14 protein-coding genes and 4 tRNA genes are annotated in these 20,045 nt (G+C 59.4%); 3 read left to right on the forward strand and 15 right to left on the reverse strand.

Annotated elements, in window-relative coordinates; genetic code table 11:
- Nucleotides 1-3: 3 nt before the first annotated feature.
- The 11 genes from PLO63_16350 to PLO63_16400 form a co-directional block, all read right to left on the reverse strand.
- Nucleotides 4-762 (reverse strand): electron transfer flavoprotein subunit beta/FixA family protein, encoded by a 759-nt coding sequence (locus tag PLO63_16350; GenBank protein HOI75717.1) that lies wholly within the window; start codon nucleotides 760-762, stop codon nucleotides 4-6.
- 102 nt (nucleotides 763-864) lie between these two features.
- Nucleotides 865-1,140 (reverse strand): 4Fe-4S dicluster domain-containing protein, encoded by a 276-nt coding sequence (locus tag PLO63_16355; protein HOI75718.1) that lies wholly within the window; start codon nucleotides 1,138-1,140, stop codon nucleotides 865-867.
- Nucleotides 1,137-2,438 (reverse strand): FAD-dependent oxidoreductase, encoded by a 1,302-nt coding sequence (locus PLO63_16360; protein HOI75719.1) that lies wholly within the window; start codon nucleotides 2,436-2,438, stop codon nucleotides 1,137-1,139. The genes PLO63_16355 and PLO63_16360 overlap by 4 nt, the downstream gene beginning before the upstream one ends.
- Before the next feature lie 111 nt (nucleotides 2,439-2,549).
- Nucleotides 2,550-3,692 (reverse strand): acyl-CoA dehydrogenase family protein, encoded by a 1,143-nt coding sequence (locus PLO63_16365; protein ID HOI75720.1) that lies wholly within the window; start codon nucleotides 3,690-3,692, stop codon nucleotides 2,550-2,552.
- A 51-nt stretch (nucleotides 3,693-3,743) separates the two neighbouring features.
- Entirely contained in the window at nucleotides 3,744-5,051 is a 1,308-nt protein-coding gene (locus PLO63_16370) for an acetyl-CoA hydrolase/transferase C-terminal domain-containing protein (GenBank protein ID HOI75721.1), read from the reverse strand.
- A gap of 29 nt (nucleotides 5,052-5,080) precedes the next feature.
- Nucleotides 5,081-6,247, reverse strand: a complete 1,167-nt coding sequence (locus tag PLO63_16375) for an acyl-CoA dehydrogenase family protein (GenBank protein HOI75722.1) — start codon at nucleotides 6,245-6,247, stop codon at nucleotides 5,081-5,083.
- A 330-nt stretch (nucleotides 6,248-6,577) separates the two neighbouring features.
- Nucleotides 6,578-9,460 carry a diguanylate cyclase gene (locus PLO63_16380; protein HOI75723.1) on the reverse strand — a complete coding sequence of 961 codons (2,883 nt, stop codon included), beginning with the start codon at nucleotides 9,458-9,460 and terminating at the stop codon, nucleotides 6,578-6,580.
- A gap of 250 nt (nucleotides 9,461-9,710) precedes the next feature.
- Nucleotides 9,711-10,094, reverse strand: coding sequence for a pyridoxamine 5'-phosphate oxidase family protein (locus tag PLO63_16385; GenBank protein ID HOI75724.1), 384 nt, complete (start codon nucleotides 10,092-10,094; stop codon nucleotides 9,711-9,713).
- A 244-nt stretch (nucleotides 10,095-10,338) separates the two neighbouring features.
- Nucleotides 10,339-10,743: a hypothetical protein gene (locus tag PLO63_16390; protein ID HOI75725.1), complete on the reverse strand. Its 405-nt coding sequence runs from the start codon at nucleotides 10,741-10,743 to the stop codon at nucleotides 10,339-10,341.
- A gap of 312 nt (nucleotides 10,744-11,055) precedes the next feature.
- Nucleotides 11,056-11,131, reverse strand: a tRNA-Lys gene (locus PLO63_16395).
- A 253-nt stretch (nucleotides 11,132-11,384) separates the two neighbouring features.
- Complete coding sequence (locus PLO63_16400; GenBank protein ID HOI75726.1) at nucleotides 11,385-12,908, reverse strand: acetyl-CoA hydrolase/transferase C-terminal domain-containing protein; 1,524 nt, start codon at nucleotides 12,906-12,908, stop codon at nucleotides 11,385-11,387.
- Nucleotides 12,909-13,801: 893 nt separating this feature from the next.
- Between PLO63_16400 and PLO63_16405 the strand changes: the two genes are divergently transcribed.
- Nucleotides 13,802-14,110 carry a hypothetical protein gene (locus tag PLO63_16405; GenBank protein ID HOI75727.1) on the forward strand — a complete coding sequence of 103 codons (309 nt, stop codon included), beginning with the start codon at nucleotides 13,802-13,804 and terminating at the stop codon, nucleotides 14,108-14,110.
- Nucleotides 14,111-14,222: 112 nt separating this feature from the next.
- On the opposite strand, the gene PLO63_16410 is transcribed toward PLO63_16405, so the two are convergent.
- The 4 genes from PLO63_16410 to PLO63_16425 all read right to left on the reverse strand — a co-directional run bounded on the left by PLO63_16410 (nucleotide 14,223) and on the right by PLO63_16425 (nucleotide 16,306).
- Nucleotides 14,223-14,299, reverse strand: a tRNA-Arg gene (locus tag PLO63_16410).
- A gap of 17 nt (nucleotides 14,300-14,316) precedes the next feature.
- Nucleotides 14,317-14,393 (reverse strand) — tRNA-His (locus PLO63_16415).
- A 10-nt stretch (nucleotides 14,394-14,403) separates the two neighbouring features.
- Nucleotides 14,404-14,480 (reverse strand) — tRNA-Arg (locus PLO63_16420).
- A gap of 83 nt (nucleotides 14,481-14,563) precedes the next feature.
- Nucleotides 14,564-16,306, reverse strand: coding sequence for a hypothetical protein (locus tag PLO63_16425; GenBank protein HOI75728.1), 1,743 nt, complete (start codon nucleotides 16,304-16,306; stop codon nucleotides 14,564-14,566).
- Between the two features lie 167 nt (nucleotides 16,307-16,473).
- Here PLO63_16425 and dprA point away from each other — a divergent pair, with 167 nt between their 5' ends.
- Together dprA and topA are read left to right on the forward strand one after the other, a co-directional pair.
- On the forward strand, nucleotides 16,474-17,673 hold the full coding sequence (dprA, locus tag PLO63_16430) for a DNA-processing protein DprA (protein HOI75729.1): 1,200 nt from the start codon (nucleotides 16,474-16,476) through the stop codon (nucleotides 17,671-17,673).
- Between the two features lie 3 nt (nucleotides 17,674-17,676).
- Nucleotides 17,677-20,043 carry a type I DNA topoisomerase gene (gene topA / locus PLO63_16435; protein HOI75730.1) on the forward strand — a complete coding sequence of 789 codons (2,367 nt, stop codon included), beginning with the start codon at nucleotides 17,677-17,679 and terminating at the stop codon, nucleotides 20,041-20,043.
- Nucleotides 20,044-20,045: the final 2 nt, after the last annotated feature.

A 20,045-nucleotide genomic window follows, 5' to 3' on the forward strand; every position in this document is an offset into this window, starting at 1 on the left:
GTTCTACCTCCCCAGAAATCCTTCCTTTTCGAGTACGGCGCGCAGGTCCGCGCAGGTCTTCACCGGTTCGTGCCTGCGAGAGGTCTCCGGTGCCAGGTTGCTCACCGTTTCGATCCGCTGCCTGCCCGTATCCACGGCCAGATCGGACGCTTCCAAGACTTTCACGGGCTTTCTCCCGGCCTTCAGGATCTGGGTGACGGACGGGATCCGCGGCTCATTGATGTCCCCCATGATGCCGATGACGACGGGCAGTGCCGCTTCGACGGTCTCCTCGCAGTCCTCCAGCACCCGGTTGACCCGCGCCGTCCGGCCGTCCGTCTCCACACGGCCCGCATAGCCGACCTGTGGCAGATCGAGGATCTCGGCCACCCTCGGCCCTGTCTGTCCCGAATAGTTGTCGCCGCTGCCTTCGCCGAAGAGGAGCATGTCCACTGCACCGATTCTCCTGACCGCTTCGGCCAGGAGGGCGGCGCTGACGGAGCTTTCCCATGCACCGGCACCATCGTCCACAATGATGAAGGCCTCGTCGGCCCCGGCGGCCAGCGCTTCCTTGACGGTTTCCCCGGCATCCGGGGTCCCCGCCGACACGACGATGACGCGGCTGTCATTCCCCAGGGCTTCCCGGATCCTCAGTCCCTCTTCGAGGGCGTTCCGGTCGATTTTCCCGAGCGTCATGGGAACATCCTCCATTACCGGCCGGCGATTCCGGATCCGGATCTGCTGCAGGTCGGGAATCTGCTTCATGGCAACAACAATCTTCACGATCAAACCTCCTCTTATGGATCACGACCGGACGCAGGAAATTGGCTCTCCGCCCCGCCCGGTGCTTTTCCTGCGAACGCGCCGACGCGTCGAACCTGGCTTTCAGCCGAACCGGAACTGAACGCCCGCACCGCCGTTCGGATACCGCCAGTCCAGCACATCCCCGCCGCACACCCTCAGGCACGTCCCGCACTCCAGGCAACCATCCTCGCTCATGGTGACCGCCCCCGAGGCATCCTCGCGGTACAGGCCGGCGGGGCAGATCCGGACCATTTTCCTCAGGCGGGGGTCCCGCTCCTTTCCCTTCCGAATGGCAATGGGGAACTCTTTGTCTTCCTTGAAAACATCCAATGCCAGCTTGGCCTTCAGGTCGCTCATAGCTTCATCATCCTCCGGCACAGGGAGGCCGCCTCCCACAATTCGTGCACCCCGAAATGATTCCTGACAGTGGCGAATATGCGGGCTTTCGGCCCCGCCGGTATTTCATAAAGGTCCTTCACGAGCCCGAGAATCCGGCCGGGATACCGACCGTACAGCGGCGGGTATTCGAGAACGTTGAGGGAATCCCGGAAGCTCTTGAAATCTTTCAGGACAAAACTGTCGTTCAGCATCTTCTCATAGACCGACAGGGTTGAGGCGGCGAAGTCATTCTTTTTTCGGGCCTCGATCACGGCCCGGGCGGCGTAATATCCCGATGCCATGGCGTATTCCATCCCCCGGACGGTGATCCCGATATTGACGGCAAAGCCCGCGGCGTCCCCCGCAACGAGAATGCCGTCCCCAAAGAGCCGGCCCATGGCCTTCAGACCCCCTTCCGGGATCATGTGTGCGGAGTACTCGACGGTCTCTCCCCCCTGGATCAGCCGGGAGACCTCGGGCCGCTGCCGGAAGCCCTCCAGGAGCCCGGGCACAGAAACCTCCGCCCCGTCCCTCGAGAGCGCCCCGATTCCCAGGACAACGCCCAGGCTGATGCTGCTCCTGTTCGTATAGAGGAATCCGCCCCCGAATGTTCCCGCCGTGACGTCGCCGAGAAACAGGCGGGCGGCGCCTTCATCCCCGGTCAGGTTGAAGCGCTCCCCGATCACGGCGGGGTCCATCTCGATCACTTCCTTCACTCCGACGCCGAAGTGGCCGGCCTCGGGCGTTTTGTTCAGCCCGGCCTTTCCGGCGGTGAAGGAGAGGACACCGTCACAGGCGATCACGACGTCGGCCAGGAGCCGGTCCCCCGCCGCCACGACACCGACAACCCGACCGTTCTCGCGGATGACATCGTCCACGCGGGCCTTGCAGATGATCGTGGCGCCCTTGCGCTCGGCCTGCCTGGCAAACCACTTGTCGAACCGGCCGCGCAGGACGCTGTAACTACGGCGGGGCTCCTGCGACAGCTCCTGCCCGTCGTACCGGACGGTCAGGGAGCGGTCGGGGCCCATCAGGCAGATCTCCTCGTGGGCAATGAAGCGCTCGAGGGGGGCCTTGCTCCACAGGTCCGGAAACAGGTCCCGGATGGGGCTTACGTACAGGCGGCCTCCCGTGACGTTCTTGGCTCCCGGGTAATCGCCCCGCTCGAGCACCAGTACTTCCAGGCCTTCCGTCGCGAGGGTCCAGGCGGCGGAAAGCCCCGCCAGCCCCGCCCCGACGACGATGGCGTCAAACCGGATATTGTCTTGCTGCTCCATGGACCTTCGTTCCCATGTAAAAAGTGCCGGCGGAAGAGGTTCCGCCGGCTTGGCCCATTCATCCCCCCGCTCAAGGGATCGACCGCATGATTCCGATGGCAGGGGACAAGGTTAACTGTTCAGGATCACCCCGGCACCCAGCACTTTCAGGAGTGGTGCCGTTCCCTCGACCTGCGGACCGATGATCACGTCTCCCCAGGTGTGGGAAATCGGGTAATCGGCCATCAGGCCATAGGAGCCGTGGATGCCCATGGAGATCCGGGCGATGTCGATGGCCGTCTCGGCAACGAACACCTTCGACAGGGCCGCCTCCTTCACGAGCTGCATCGGATCCCGGTAATGATCCGCCGCCCACCCGAGGTGATAGGCGTGCCATTTGGCAGCGTCGTATTTCATCGTCATGTCGGACACCGAGATCTTGATATGCTCGAATTTCCGCCCGATGGGCTCTCCGCGGTGCATCTTCTCCGAGGCGTAGCGGATGCCGTCCTCCAGCGCAGCCAGCGCCCGCCCCAGGAAGAGGCCGGCCAGGCCGATCTTTCCATAAACCATGGCCGTCTTGAGCGTCATGAGGCCGTCGCCGTTTCGCCCCACCACGTTCTGCGGAGAGACCCTGACGTCCTTGAAATAGACGTCGTACAGGCCGCCGCCATGGGCGCCGATCTTTTCCCAGGGCTTGGAAAGCGAATACCCGTCGCAGAACTTCTCGATCAGGAACGCCGTCGCCTTGCCCGTCTCGCTCTCTTTGGCGACGACGACCATGGGCCCCTCATAGCCCGCGTTGCTGATGAACCGCTTCGTGCCGTTCAAGATGTAATCGTCTCCGTCCCTCGTCACGGTGGTCGTGAGCTGCTTGGGATCGGAGCCCGTGCCGGGTTCCGTGAAGGCGAACGACATGATCTTCTTGCCGGCCACACTCAGGGGAAGACAGGCCTGCTTTTGTTCCTCCGTGCCGAACACATTGATCACGGCCTGTCCCACCGTATTGACCGAGATGATCATCCCCACGCCGGCCGATGCCCTGGAAAGCTGCTCCAGGGCGAGGATATAGCTCAGGTAACCGGCCTCTCCGCCGCCGTATTTTTCCGGCAAGGGAATGCCGAACATGCCCAGTTCGGCCAGGCCCGAGAGGATCTCTTCGGGCATCGCGTTGTTTCGCTGGATGTCCTGGGCGACCGGCAGGATTTTCTTGTCCGCGAATTCTCTGGCCGCTTTCCGGATGAGTTGCTCTTCCTTACTGAAACTGAAATCCATTGTCCTTTGACTCCTTCTCTCGTTGGGTGACGTTTGCGCGGACCCGATCCTTCAGCGAATCCAGCTGTTTTTCTTCGCTTCGGATCGCAGTTCGTCCCGAAAATCGGGATCGGCGATCCGGATCATGGCCTCGACCCGCTCCGGAACGGTTTTCCCTTTCATGTTGGCGACTCCGTATTCCGTTACGACGTACTGGGTGTTCCATCGGCTCATGCCGACCGTCCCCGTCACCTTGGGCAGGATGTTGGAATGCTTCTTCCCTTCCTTGTCGATGCGCGAGGCGGCCAGGGTCAGGAACGCCTTCCCGCCGTTTGACCAGTACGCGGCCAGGGTGAAATCCTGCTGGCCGCCCAGGCCGGAATAGGTCCTGCCGTTCATCTCCTCCGAGACGCACTGGCCGGTCAGATCGGCCTCCACGATCCCGTTGATGGCGATCAGGTTGTCGTTCTTGCAGGCTGTGCGCGGGTCATTGACAAAATCCGCCCCCCACATCTCGATCCCGGGATTCATCGTCACCCAGTCATAAAGCTCCTTGCTTCCGAACACGAAGGTGCCGACGCCCCGGTGGGGCATGAAGTTCTTCCTGCTGTTGTTCAGCGCCCCGACCTTGTACAAATGGAGGAAGGCGTCGCAGATCATCTCCGAGTGGATGCCCAGGTCCTTCTTGCCCTCCAGGAGTGTACCGATGGCGTTCGGCGTTCCGCCGATCCCGAGCTGCAGGCAGGCCCCGTCGGGGATCATCGTCACAATGTTTTCGGCGATTTTCATGTCCGACTCGCTGGGCGGGGCGGGGGGAACGGCAATGATCTGCCAGTCGTGCTCCACGATGGCATCCACTTCCGTGATGTGCACCCGGTTGTGCCCGAAGGTGGGGGGAAAGTGCCGGTTCACCTCGAAGATCACGCGGTGCGGCCTGCTGCTCTTGATAACCGGAAACGTATAGTCCGGCTCGATCCCCAGGCTGAAGAAGCCGAATTCGTCCATCGGCGAGACCGTCTGAAAAACCGTGTCATACTCATCCGCAAGCACAACGGGGCCGTCCGACAGCATGGTCGGCATGTACTCGACAAGCCCCGTCGGGATCAGCTTGCGGACGTTGATCGTGGCATAAGCGTCACGATAGTGGCACAGGCCCGACACGGCCGGATCGGCCATGAGATTGCCCATGACCGCCAGCGTGTTGAAATAACAAAGGTCCTTGTGGTTCCCCTGCTTGACCAACTGGGCCAGCCCGCTCAGAAGTCCCTGCGGCTGGCCGTTTCCGATGCCCGACATGATCTTTGCGCCATTGGGGATGGTCGCCATGACCTCCGGGATGGTCTTCAGCTTTTCCTTGTACAGATCCTGCCATCGATTCATTTGTCACACTCCTTCTCAGCGGTGATCCGTCAAATCGTCAACGAACGGGTGCCCGTCACGAGCCTCGCGATCAGTTCCAGGAGCATCTGTTCGGAGCCCGCACCGATCTGTGCCAGTTTGGCGTCCCGCAGGGACCGTTCGATCTTCATCTCTTTCATCAGGCCCATGCCGCCGAAGATCTGCATCGCCTCCAGCGCGCTGCGGCAGCTGCTCTGTCCCGCAAACACCTTGAACTCCGTGGCCTCCAGGGGCGCCGGCTTTCCAGCGGACTTTCTGGATGCGGCGGCGTACATCATCAGCTTGCAGATGTCGTAATCCATTTTCAGATGGGCGATTTTTTCCCGGATCTGGGCATATTGAACGATCGGGTGGCCGAACTGCACCCTCTGCTTGGCGTAGGCAATGGCCAGATCGAGGTTGTATCCCAGGTTCCCCGTCCAAATGGACGTCAGGCAGGTCCTCTCGAATTCGAGATTCTGTACGCCGACCTTGATGAACCCGTCCCCTTCCTCCAGCAGGCGGTTCTTCACCGGAATCTTCACGTTGTCGAAATGAACCTCGCTCTGCTCGCTGCCGCGCGGTCCGATTTTCTCGAAGGGCTCGCTGACGCTGATTCCGGGGGCGTGCATGTCGACAATGAAGGCGGTGATGCCCTTGGCACCCTTGCTCTTGTCCGTGGTCGCCATGATCATGCCGACATCCGCGCGATAGGCGTTGGTGATGAATGTCTTGGTTCCATTGAGAACGTAGAAATCGCCGTCGCGGACGGCGGTGGTCTCGACGCCCGCGGCGTCGGACCCGACGTTCGGCTCCGTCAGCATGAAGCAGCTCATCCATTCGCCCAGGGCCATCTTGGGCAGGTATGCTTTCTTCTGCTCGTCATTTCCACAGATCAGAAGCGGGACGCTGCCGATGGAGAGGTGGGTCGCCCAGGCCAGCGTCGAGCCGATATCGCCGCCCGCGTGCGTCGCCGCTTCCAGGGCGATGCACGTGTCCAGCAGGGTAAGCCCGGCGCCGCCGTATTCCTTCGGGATCATCATCCCGCACCAGCCCTCTTTGCGGAAGCGATCCCAGAGCCACATGGGAAAGCGGTTCGAGTCGTCGATCTCGACGGTCCGCGGCTCCCATTCTTCTTTCGCAAACTTGTAAATGGTGTCGTGCAGCAGTTTCTGTTCCTGACTCAGATTCAGATCCATCGTACTCCTCCTTCAGCATTGCCGTTCAAGATTGGGCTCGTTCACAAAGCCGCTCAGGCACGGCAGGAGCATCTTGTGTGCCAGATCCGATTCATGTCCATCATGCTGAATTTACTTGGATAAGAGAATATCAGGGGCAGGAATTTGCAGGATGTTGCACAAGGCCTTGCAGGCCCTGAAAGGAGAGAAAGAAAAATGTTCAGGAAAATCGAGGAAGTGGTTTATGTAAGATTCGGCACCGGCGATTGCAAAATCTTGCACGACGGTTCCGGCAACGGAAAGAAGGAACGGCTCGCAGAAGATTCCCTGAAAAGAATCCCGCCCGCTGCGTCAGTGTCCTTCCGTCGCGGCCCTGTGGACGGTGACCCTGTTTCTGCCCTCCGTCTTGGAGACATAGAGCATCGCATCGGCTTCCTTCAGGATTTCATCGAATGATGCAGAGTCGGGCCGGTACGATGAAACACCCACGCTGGTCGTAAAGGTCAGATTCGCGGCCCCGCAGACGTCGATGCCGCATGCGGCGACGATCCCGCGGATCTTCTCGGCCACCGTAGACGCCTCGTCCGGCCCCGTGCCGGGGAGGAGGATCACGAACTCATCCCCGCCGTATCTTGCGGGAATATCGTTGCTTCTCAGGTTCGTAGCGATCAGTGACGCCAACTCCCGAATTGCCCTGTCGCCGGCGTCATGGCCGAAACGGTCGTTGATGGACTTGAAATCGTCGATATCGAGCATGATCACGGACATGTCCCCCCCCCGGATCCGCGTCCTGCCGAATTCCCGGTTCCCGGAATTCAGGAAGAACCTGCGGTTGTAGATGCCGGTGAGATGGTCCGTATTGGCCAGCCTGGCATTTTCGAGGGCGTCTCTTACCGCATACTTGAGCGAGAGCTGCGTCTCCATCCGGGCAAAGAGCTCAACCCTGTCCAGCGGCTTGATCAGATAGTCGTTGGCTCCCGCATCGAAGGCCGCCACGATGTCGGCCATCCGGTTCTTGGCCGTCAGGACGATAATCGGCAGTTCGTAAGCCGTGTATGTCTCGCGGACCTTCTCGCACACCTCATACCCGGACATCCTGGGCATCATGATGTCCAGGAGAACCAGGTCGTAGTTTCCGTTTTCAATCTTTTCGACGGCCTCCATCCCGCTGGAGGCGTAGTCGGTCCTGTACTTCCTGACGGCCAGATGGTTCAGGAGCACCTGGATATTCACCGCCTCGTCGTCCACAACCAGGATCTTTTCGTGGTGTCCTTCGTGATCGCTGCCCCGAATGAGATCGTGACCGTTTTCTTCCGCGGGACCTGAATCCTTCATCACGAGCGGCGATATGGAAACCGTCTCCGCGGCGTCCCGGTCCACGACCCCGGGCAGCGTGAAGGTGAAACGCGATCCCTTCCCCGGCTCCGATTCGACCCGGATCGTTCCGCCGTGAAGCTCGACGAGATTCCTGGTAATGGGAAGCCCCAGGCCGGTGCCACCGTATTCCCTCGATATGGAACCGTCCGCCTGTTCAAACGACGTGAAGATGGCCTCCAGCCTGCCGCTTTCAATGCCGATCCCGGTGTCTTCCACGGATATCTCTATGCTGTTCCCGTGCACCGCCGAAGAAATCTTCACATAGCCGCTGTCTGTAAACTTAACGGCATTGCCGATGAGGTTGTACAGGATCTGCAGCAGCCTGTTCTCGTCGCCTTCCACCAGCGGTGCGTCCTCGGGTATTTCATTCCGCAGGTCGAGGTCTCTACGGGTCATCGATGTCTTCATGACCGTGATGACGATGGAAACCAGCTGCCGCATGTCAACCGGCGTTTTCCGCAGTTCGATGTCGTTGTGCCTCAGCTTGGAGAAATCGAGGATGTCGTTGATCAGGCTGTAGAGCCGCTTCCCGCTGGAAACGATGAGCCCGAGGTTCCGGCGGGTTTTCTCGGGCAGGGTCCCGGTCGCGCCGTCCATGAGGGATTCGGCGATCCCGATGATGCCGTTCAGGGGCGTACGGAGCTCGTGGGAGGTGTTGGCCAGGAATTCATCCTTCAGTCTGTCGAGGGCCTTCAGTTTTTCGGAGAGCTCGGCAATCATCCGGTGTTCCCGGGAGAACTTTACGGCAAGCATGATGGACTCCGCTACGATGAAGGCGGAGAAGAAAAGGGCAAGGTAATAGCCGGTGTTGATGACCTGCAGGTAGTGAAGGATGTCGTTTGCCGTGCCTGCAATGACAAAGAAAAAGCCGGCGAAAAAGAGCCTGGAGTAGGGAGCCCTCTTCGCCATTGCATAAAGATTGATCCCGACGACGAAAACAAGGCTCGCCACAATGGCGAACAGATAATAGGTGAAGAGCGTGGAATAAAACAGGGTCGTCGTCGTAAACACCAGGAAAAGATAGATCGCGTGAACGGCCGTGAGAACGATGAAGGGGATCATCGGCACGAGGTTTTTCAAAAAATGGAAGACAAATGCCTGAAACGTCAATACGGCAAGAGGGATGACGGCCGTGGCGATCCTGGATCCGCTCCCGAACGGCAGTCCCGGGAAAAGATGGGAGATCAGCGTGTTGCCCGTGTACAGGGTTCTGACGGCGACGATCATGCAGAAAAGCCCGAAGTAGAGGAGCTCCTTCTCCTCTCTCCGGAAGATGTAAATGACCGTATGATAGAGGCCGGCGAACAGGCAGACGGCGATCAGGATCATCTCCAGGGAGATGCTGAATATCTGTTCCCGGTACACCAGGGATTCCGTGCCGAACGTGAAGCTCTGGCCGATCCCGGCGTTTCCATGCGAGCGGTTCCCGACCTGAAGAACGATTTCAACATCCTTTGAATCCGTGTGAATCGGATAGACGGCGGGCTTGAGGAACCGGATCTCTTTCCCCGCGATTGTCCCGTGCTGGTCCACGAGCTCGCCGTTGATCCACAACCTGTACTCGGTGAAGATTTCCGGGGTTTTCAGCGCGAGGTTTCCGTCTTTCCCCGAGGTCCTGATGATGAGCCTGTATGTTCCATAACCGGTGGACGGATAATTGCGGCCCGGGTATGCGGTCCAGAAGAGCGGGACGGGATAGTAGGCATGGTCCGGTGAAATCCCGCTCCACTCCTTCGATCCCGGTTCGAGGAGCCTGTTCCAGAAGAATTCCCATTTGCAGTCGAGTTTTACCGTTCCGTCGGACTGAAAATCGTGGGATGTCAGGTCGAGAACGCCGTCAACACTCCCAATGTCCACCTGTGGAGCGGCACTCAGAACCGTGGAGGCGGGCAGGACGAGCGCGAAGCACGGCAGAAGGACGAAAAGAGTAATGAGTGCGGAAGATCCCGTTTTATGCCTTGTCCCTCGATGCCTCATCTCCGCTCCCGTCCGCCGCATTCCATTTCCATACCGGCACGACCGTCTCCGGATGATCGGGTCATGCGGATCATCGATCTTCAGCGTTTTTTTTAAACGATGCGATCTTTTTCATCATGCCCGGCACGCATCACGGACCCTCACCGATCAGCGGCAGAACCTGCTCCACTTTGAAATAGATGAGAAATTTGGATTCTGTTTTGTCTCCGCCTTCCCCATCCCGATGTTTCCTCCGCCGCATTGCCTCGATCCTCGGCGAGTCTTTTTCTTCCCCGATTTTCGTGAGATAAAGCCGTTTGCCCCGATAGGAGCCCTCTTCCTTGAAAAGATAAACGGCGGAAGAATTGGACTGCAAATTTGCATGGGTCAGACGGTCGGCCGCGATGAACGCCACCGTTTCTTCATCAATGAAATGGGGACGTCCGTAAACGGCCGCATTGACCTTTCCTCCCGGACCGGAGGTGGAAAGGACACCGAATCCTCTGGTTTCTTCAAAGTATGCTTCGAGTTGCATGATTTCTCCTCCAGTTTTGGGATGTCCTTTCCGGTACCCGCGGTGAGGATTCGCCATGGACAGCCGGTAATCATGGCTTGTTTTTTAGAGAGCAGGCCTTGCCTGTATTTGTCAAGCAAATGCACAAACCGGCCCCGGGTTTCCACCTGGGGCCGGTTTGATACTGCGGTCGGCGATTTCCGCCATCTCGCAGCATGGGCATCACTGACGGCTGGCAGCCATTCAATGGATGTCATTGATATGTCTAATCTTTAACAACAGCACCCACGATCATGCCAATCATGCAAAACTCGATCGTTCCAAAAAATGCCCAACTGGCAACGAGCGAGAATGGCAGTGGATAGAGAACATATTGATTGATATCAACGATGATCGCAATCAATAGCCCAAAGCAGAAACCGAATGATAATCCTGTTTTAGGACTTTTCTCTGAAACGAAAAACGAATAGATTGCTGTAAAAAGGAATGATGTTGCGAGTGTTGCCAGGATCGATATCCATGCTTTCGATGAGAAATCCGCTCGCCTCAAAAATTCAGCTTGCTTGTTGGCTGCACTAAGGATGACGAGATGAACAAGTCCATTATAAATAATTGAAAAGATAAATGAGAGTCCTGTTGCAACAAGGAATTTCATCTTGTCCGTTTTCATATAAATTCAATTTCTTATCCCAGGACGAAGGAACGGTCCTGTTGAAGATCGAAGCCGGAAAGCAGAAAAGGGTTGGCGAATCTCGCCAACCCCGTTCATTTTTCTGGTGGGCCCTGGCGAGACCGAACCGCTGACCTTTTGATTAAGATTTCGCTGCACCATCAATAAAGTCAGGATTTCCGAAAGGTTACACACACGTTTTTTGACACGAAGTCAAAGCCTATCATATCAATATGTCAGGTGACTTGGGTCATGATTCACGTCAACACGTCAAAAAACGAAAGGGGTCGCTTTCGCAACCCCTCGTTAATATGGTGGGCCCTGACGGGATCGAACCGACGACCTTGTGATTAAGAGTCACCTGCTCTACCAGCTGAGCTAAGGGCCCGTGTGTGTTTTTGCAGAACGGAGGAGCCCTTTAGCGTAATCCCCGGGGCATTGCAAGCATTTTCTTGACCCGTCCCCCGGGGAATGAGCGGATCGGATTTTTTCATCCCCGATTTCGGCTGCCTGCCCTCCGATCATAAACGCGATCGCACCTCCGGCATCGATGCCCGCTTTTTCAGATTCCGCCTGTTGACCGTATGCACGGGGTGTAACACTCCCCCCTTGCCCGTCGGGCCGCCTCCGGGACTCTCATTTCATTTCCCTGACTGGAATCCCTCGTCCCAGTCATATCCCCAGATGGCGCTTCCCATGGGGATCTTGTACTTTCGACGCTCGTCGTAAGAGGGGTAGCGGCGTCCTCCGCTTCCACCCTCTTCCGGCAGCATGGAGACGGGAAACTTCGGCGGCAGGAGGCCGTTTTCCCGGGCCTCCCTCTCCAGCCATTCCCGGTCGTCCGGGTGTGCGATGGAGATCAGCGCCGCCGCTCGTTCGTAGCCGCTCAGGCCGCGAAGATTCACGATTCCGTATTCCGTGCAGACGTAGTTGGCGAACTGGGCCGGCACGTCTACTGTCGAGCCTTCCGGGAGGAACGGCACGATCCGGGAGGTGCCGTGCTTGCTCCGGGAGGTCATGGACGCCACGCCGCGTCCGCCCCGGGACTGGGCACAGAACGTCACGAACTGGAAATAGCCGCCCGTGGAGGAGATCGGCCGCTTCTCATAAAAGCCGGAGCACTGCTGTCCCAGGAGATCGACGGCCACACAGTTGTCGATGGCGATCATGTTGTCGATCCGGGTCAGGACGTTCAGGTTATTCGTGTAGTCGATGTCGTAGACGGCCATGGACTGGTTCCGGTGAATCGTGTCGTAATACCACTTCACATCCACGGGAAAAGCAAAGGACCAGACGCTCCTTCCCCGGTCTATGCTCTTGTAGGCGTTCGTCACTTGCCCCGACTCCATGAGCTTGATGAGCCCCACGTTCATCATCTCGGTGTGGATCCCGAGATCCTTGAATCCGGCATCCGCCATGGCGGCGACGCAGGCCGAGGGCAGCGAGCCGATTCCGAGCTGGATCACGTCCCGGTCCCGCATGATCGTCATGACGTTTTTGGCAACGGCCTCTTCCTCGGGTTTCGCCCGGATGACCCGCTCGTTGATCTGCGGCCATCGGTATTTCTCGCAGTCCACCTCGACCCAGTAGTCGATCTCATCGATGTGGATCGTGTTGAAGCGTCCGCCTTCCGCCCAGGGATAGTCGGAGCGCACCTCGAAGACGATCTTCTTCGCGGTCTGACGGAAGATGTTGCAGTTGTTCGTCCCGTAGGACATGTTGAAATAGCCGTGCTCGTCCGGGACCGTGGCGGCATTGAACCACCAGTCCATCCCCCGCTTCTCGCGAACGACGCCGGCGAACCGGTAGTGGTGGGCCCACATTCCATAAGCCCAGCCCCACTGGGCCCAGTCGGAGACATTGTAGGTATCGCGAGCCCTGCGGTTCCAGGGGAAAAAGAAGAATTCATGGACGGTGTGATACTCCTGCCTCGGATCGATCTGCTGCAATTCAAGATGGGGATAGAACATCGCGTACATCCAGAACTCGATGTTCTTCAACTGGCCGAGTCCTCCACCGAGTCGTTTCGCCACCGCCTCGGTACAGACCGTGGAATCGCCCCCGACGCTGCCGTGGTTGATCCAGTCACCCGATTTCACCATATCGGCGATCTGCTCCGGTGTCCTTTTCTTGTCCCTGATCTTCTGCTGCACCGGTGTCGTCATTGCATCCTCCTGCTGAAGCCTGTCCTGATCCCCGGTCCTCGTCGAGAAGAAAGCCTCCTGCATCCGGTTTCACATACAGGACGGCATGAAAATCAGGAACGGTCGAAAAAAAAATGACAAACGGAAACAGACTGCACGCTGCCGGTGAACGCGCGGGAAACGTCCGGATTCCTGGATAGGGCGGTCCCGCCGGGAAACAGAGATTCTTTCTTCGAATCGTCGGGACGGGTCCGTCAAGACCCGCCGCACCGGACGACTTTTTGATTATCGGATGCAGCGTCTCCTGTCAAGGAAGGGAGGGGAATGGACAGGGATGATCGAATGGCACCAGGCTATCATACATTCATTGCCGCTTGGGCTGTAGCAGATGATCCTCTGCTTCCGCCGGGCGCGAAGAACCCTTTCTCTATCAGGAAAAAGCGAAGCCGCGCCGACTTCATTCGCCTGCAAGAAAACATGTATTGAATATACACATTATCCCCTGTATCAATCCGCGTTGCTCCCGTGCTGAATTTCAGTATTTTTGAACGCGATCCAACGGCCATATTCGTCCTGATTCCCCTTTTCCAGACCGGTTTTGGGAGATCCTCGGATGTTCCCGGAACGGATCACCTGCCGAGAAGACCGGCCTTAATGGCCGCATTTCGGAGGTTTCCGGGTTCAGAACAATCATGTTTCAGAGAGGGTAGAACATGACGCAGGCTGAAAAAAGGATTTCCCGCCTTCCAGCAACCAATCCCGTTCATCCCGGTGTTTCAAATCGTCCGGATACAGCAGCCGCCGCGTCGAGTCGCGAACAGGGACGGCTTCAACGCGAAACCCTGCTGAAGGGGTACAGACAAGACACGCCTGTCCTCGTAAAAAGTATCCGCCTGAAACTTGATCATGGCGGGATGGAAAGGGTTCATATTGAACTGGACCGCTACCAGAAACCCGTTTTCCTGAGCGTATTGGAGGGGGACGAGCCGAGAGTAAGCGTGACCCTCAAGGGTGCAAAACTGGATCCCGGTGTCCAGAAGAGCATTCACGCGGGCGGACGGTTTCTCCGCTGCGTCCGCGCCGACGCAAATGGAACGAACAACGGACTGAACATCGTCCTCGACCTGTGCCCACACTCGAACTGCCAGGTTCGCTACACCCACTGCCTGGGAACCAATCTCCTCCGCATCGACCTTTCCGACGATCATCGCAAAAAGACATGAACCGGCTGCCGGGGCACCTGGCATCTTATCGCGGGCATTTCCATTCCTGATTCCGAAGACGATCCAACGAAAAAAGCCAGGGAACCGTCAACCGGCAGTTCCCTGGCTTTTTTGGCGCGCCCGGCACGATTCGAACGTGCGACCAACAGGTTCGAAGCCTGCGACTCTATCCAGCTGAGCTACGGGCGCATCGGGAAAGGAAAGGATGGGGTGAGTGAAGGGACTTGAACCCTCAACCTCCGGGGCCACAACCCGGCACTCTAACCAATTGAGCTACACCCACCACGAATATCTGGTACGCCTGGAGGGATTCGAACCCGCGACCTACGGATTAGAAGTCCGTTGCTCTATCCAGCTGAGCTACAGGCGCATCCGGCAGCATCCTCCAGGTCTTCTGAAAGGAGGATGCTCATTACCCCCTTTGCCGTTCTTTGTCAAGGCGAAACCCGGCCGTTATCGCACGTATCCGGCGATGCCGTCGAACTGGTACCCCTTCTTCTGCATGCCTTCGCCGTTCGGGTCCGTCGTGAAGAAATGGACGCCCCGGGAGGGGTGATACCACCGATACAGCTCGCGTGACTGGGCCAGGCGGAACGTGGCAATGTTCCCGATGGCTCCTTCCAGGACGTATCCCTGCAGGTTCTTGCCGCCGCCCTGCAGGTCATAACCGTAGAAGCGGTCTCCCTTTCTCGGGTTGTACCATCGGTAGAAACTGGTCGTCCCCGGTGCTCCCGGACTGAAAAGCCGGAAGGCGATTCCTTCCCTCACATATCCCCCCGCCTGCAGATGCGCCTGCTCGGCCTGGGGGTTCGTCGTGAGGAAATAGTCCGTGCCCCGGGCATAGCGAAAGACATTCAGCAGCCGGGTCGCGCTCTCCGTCGTCACCTCGAGGGAGATCTCCATGAGCCGGTCCCCCCCGTTCGAGGTGAAGAGGATCTGGTCGGCATACCATCCGGGAGTCAGATGCTGCGTGTTCACGACGACGTTGACATAGTCCGTTTCCCGTAACGTTCTCCCGGATTTCGGATAGACATTGATCCATCCGGCGGGCCCTTTCTGGACCTGCTTCCCCTCGACCCGGACCCCCTGGAGGACAGCCCGACCCGCCGTACTCACAAACGTCAGTGCATGAGGTCCGTCGCCCAAGTCCTTCGCCAGGAGTGTCTCCGCCGATTCCCTCTCTTCGGCCCGGCAGTGGACGGTCTGCAGGAACCGGTCGCCCAGATAGACATTCAGGTCGCCCCCGTCCGGATCCTTCCAGTAATACAGGGTAATCCCCGTCCCGGAAAATTTCAGTTTCAAGCTGTTCGAACGGCCGGTCCCCACGGGGTATCCCTCTTCCTCCAGCCAGACCGCCCCGGACAAGTCGAGCGACGATTTCAGGGTCGCCGGAGGCGCGTAGGATCCTTTGCCCTTCACCGCTTCGCTGAAAAAGGAGATGTAGCGTCCCGGCGGCGGCCAGAAACTCTTTTCCTGGCCATGTTCCCCTTTGAGATCGACGGACCATTTGAGGATGTCTTTTCCGCGGTTCGTCAGTTCGACCCTTCCGGCGACCCGCTCCCCGACACCAACCGTCCCGAGATCGAGGCGGAGCGGGTTCAGATGAATGAGGGGCTGCATTTCCGGACGGATCACGTGGTAGCGGAAGAAAAGACTTCGGGCTCCTCCCGTGGAGTTGATCCGGATGATCTCACGGTGAACACCCGGCACAGCGTCCCGTCTGCAGGTCATGGACCGCTCCCCGGCGACCAGCGTCAGGACCAGGGGCATTGCCCCCTCTTTGCCGGCATCTCCATTAATTCCAGAGGTGTCCCGGATGTATTTGAGCCGGACCGGGATCTCCAGTGCCCGGACATCCAGATGGCCGCTCAATCCCTCTCCGGGGGAGCATGACCAACCCTCCGGGGGGGCCAGTGTCCACTGGAGCGATCCTCCGCCCAGGTTTTTCAGCACGCATGCCGCCGTTTCCGGGCTGCCGGTGCCGATGGGTCCGAAATCGATCTCCCGCGGGGCAACCGTGAGAAGGGGTGATACGACGACAGGTCCCTGCTGGGCCAGGGTTCGCTTCCCCGCCGGAGCCGCCGGTTTCGCGGATGCAGCCGACGCCTCCCGGAGACAGGGGGTGAGATGGACCGGGAACAAACCGATCAGAAGAAGCAAAAGGACGATTTTTGAGAAAAAGCGACAGGACGCCATGACAGAATCCCCGCGAAAATTGATCCTGTGTATCTGAAACATGCATATTTCGCAATGCTTTTTCCCTTTTTTAAAAAACTTGACACTGGAAAATCATTCTGTATACGTAACGCGCCTTCCGGGTGCCGACAAGCCGGGTCCACCTCGCACACATGAATCAACCCGCCATGTTGAAATACTGGCTTGCTCTGCACCGGGTGGAATCGATCGGCATTGTCGGCTTCCTCCGGCTTCTGGAATCCTTCGGTTCCCCGGAGCGGGTTTTTTCCGCTCCGCCGGGAAGTCTGGAGGCATTTCCTTTTGTCGGAGCCAAAACCGCCGCGCGGATCAAGGACTTCCGGGAATGGGACCAGGTGGAAGCGGACCTTGAGAAGGCCCGTTCCCTGGGGGTTGCCATCCTGCCGTTCACGGATCCGTCCTACCCGGCGAGACTGCTTGAGATCTACGATTTTCCGCCCCTGCTGTACGTCCGGGGCCAGTTGAGGGCGGACGAAGCCTGTGTGGCGGTGGTGGGATCCAGGGCCGCCAGCACCTATGGCCGGTATACCGCCGGAAGGCTTTCCCGGGAGTTGGCCATGCGCGGCGTCACCGTTGTCAGCGGGCTGGCCCGCGGAATCGATACAGCGGCCCATCAAGGGGCCCTGGCCGGGAAAGGACGGACGATCGCCGTCCTGGGCTGTGGTCTGGACGTGATGTACCCGCGGGAAAACGGCGAACTGCTGGAGGGAATCGCCCGAAGGGGAGCGGCCATCACCGAATATCCCTTCGGCACGCCGCCCAGCGCGTCCCACTTCCCGGCCCGCAACCGGATCATCAGCGGCCTGTCGCTGGGCGTGACGGTCGTGGAGGCCACGGAAAAAAGCGGATCTCTGATCACGGCCCGGCTGGCCCTGGAACAGGGGCGAGACGTTTTCGCCGTCCCCGGAAGCATCGACTCCGCCGGTTCCCGGGGAACCAACCGCCTGATCCGGGAGGGCGCAAAACTCGTCTCGTCCGTCGACGATATCCTGGAAGAGATCCTTCCCCAGTTGGGATGGAGGGAACCGGTTGAAACCGGCTCGGGGGCTGCCCCCGCCGCGATGAAACCGGGACCGGGACCGGCCGGCGAGACAATTGTGCTCCAGAGCACTTCCGCGCCCCTCCCGGAAGGAAGATGCAACACACCGCCCCCGGAAGGTGGGCCGGAAGACCCCGGCGGCCGGGAGCGTGCTATTCTCGGCCTGCTGTCGGACGTTCCGGCCACGGCGGACGAGATCATACGCGCCTCCGGCATGAAGGCAAACGAAGCCCTGGGGATACTCATGGGGCTCGAGCTGAAGGGGGCGATCCGGCAGCTGCCGGGGAAAAAATTCATACGCAAGGAGTGACGGATGTCCCGTTCCCTGATCATTGTGGAGTCACCCGCCAAGATCAAGACCATCCGGAAGTATCTTCCCGATGACTTCGAAGTGGCGGCCTCCGTGGGTCATGTCAAGGACCTGCCGAAAAACGTCCTGGGAATCGACGTGAAAAAGGGGTTCGAGCCGACCTACCAGGTCATCGACACCAAGAAGAAGGTCATCGCCGACCTGAAGAAGGCCGCCAAAAAGGCCGAGAATATCTACCTGGCACCGGACCCCGACCGGGAGGGCGAGGCCATCGCCTGGCACATCGCCCAGGAAATCGGAGGCCGGGACAAGACGGTCTACCGCGTGCTATTCAACGACCTGACAAAGAACACCGTCCTGGAAGCCCTGAAAAATCCCCTGTCGCTGGACATGAACAAGTTCGAGGCCCAGCAGACCCGGCGGATCCTCGACCGGCTGGTGGGCTACAAGATCAGCCCGCTCCTCTGGGACAAGGTGAAACGCGGGCTCAGCGCCGGCCGCGTCCAGTCCGTCGCGGTCCGCCTGATCTGCGACCGGGAGCGGGAGATCCTGGCCTTCGTGCCGGACGAATACTGGAACATCACCGCGCTCCTCCGGAAGCAGGCGCCGACATTGGCCAACGGACAGGCGGCCTCTTTCGAGGCCCGCCTCTTCCGCATCGACGGGAAGAAGGCCCGGGTAACGAGCGCGGAGGAAGCGGAGAAGGCCGTCGCCGAGATCGAGGCGCACGATCCCGTCGTCGCCCGGGTTGAGCGCAAGGAAGTGAAGCGGAACCCGCCGGCGCCGTTCACGACGAGCAAGCTACAGCAGGAGGCCTCCCGCTGGCACCGCTTCCCCGCCAAGAAGACGATGTCCGTAGCGCAGCGTCTCTACGAAGGGGTGGAACTGGGCAAGGAAGGCTCCGTCGGCCTCATTACCTACATGCGAACGGACTCAGTCCGCGTGGCCGACGAAGCCCTGAAGGAAGTCCGGGCCTACATCGCGGAGAACTACGATCCCGCCTATCTTCCGTCCAAAGCGAGGGCCTACAAGGTGTCCGGCTCGGCCCAGGACGCTCACGAGGCCATCCGGCCCGCCTCCATGGCCTACCGGCCCCAGGACATCCGCGGGCATCTCACGGACGAGCAGTTCAAGCTGTACAGCCTGATCTGGAACCGCTTCGTGGCCAGCCAGATGAACCCCGCCGTCTTTGACCAGACGATCATCGACGTGGATGCCGGCCGTTGCCAGCTCCGCGCCCAGGGGCTGGTCATGAAGTTCCCCGGCTTCACCACCGTCTACACGGAGGGCAAGGAAAACGGGAACGGCAACGGCAACGGCGAGGATGATTCGGAAGACGGGCGCCTCCTGCCGGATGTCGCGCAGGGGGAGACCCTCAACCTGGTTCCACCGGTCAAGAAGGAGCAAAAGTTCACCCAGCCGCCGCCCCGCTTCTCAGAGGCGTCCCTGGTGAAGGAGCTGGAGGAGAAAGGGATCGGCCGCCCCAGCACCTATGCGACGATCCTGAGCACGATCCAGGAGCGGGATTATGTCCGCCTCGAAAAGGGACGGTTTTCCCCGACAGAGCTGGGCATGCTGGTGACGGACCTCCTGGTGAAGAATTTCCCCCGGATCCTCGACGTGGCCTTCACGGCCTCCATGGAGAACGAGCTGGACGGGATCGAGGAGGGCAAGAGCAACCGTCTCGACATCCTGCAGAACTTCTATTCCCCCTTCGAAGCGGAGCTGAAGCAGGCAGGCGCCCAGATGCGTCGCGTCAAGGGTCAGGAGATCCCGACGGACATCGTCTGCGACAAGTGCCAGAGCCCCATGGTCATCAAATGGGGAAAGAACGGCGAATTCCTGGCCTGCTCGAACTATCCCGCCTGCCGGAACACGACGAACTTCTCCCGGAGCGATGACGGCCAGATCGTCCCTGCTGAGGCAACGGCGGCCGAAACCGGGAAGACCTGCGACAAGTGCGGCAAGCCCATGATCCTCAAACAGGGGCGATTCGGTCCTTTCCTCGCCTGCTCCGGCTACCCCGAGTGCAAGAACACCGTGAATCCCCGGGATGAGGCTCCGCCGGAAGAGGGTGCGGAATCCGCCCCGGCACCGGTCTGCGAGAAGTGCGGAAAGCCCATGGTCACTCGCCGGGGCCGCTTCGGCCCGTTCCTGGGCTGTTCCGGCTATCCCGAATGCAAAAACATCGTCCGGCAGACCCGGTCGGGCGCCCCCGTTGCGCAGGCGCCGCCGCCCGAAATCACCGACATCGCCTGCGAGAAGTGCGGGAAGCCCATGGCGATCCGCCGGGGACGATTCGGACGCTTCCTGGGCTGCACCGGTTATCCGGCATGCAAGAACATCCAGAAGCTTCCCCCGCAATCATGACC

Source organism: Syntrophales bacterium, from assembly GCA_035363115.1.
In the GTDB taxonomy this organism is placed as follows: Bacteria; Desulfobacterota; Syntrophia; order Syntrophales; family PHBD01; genus PHBD01.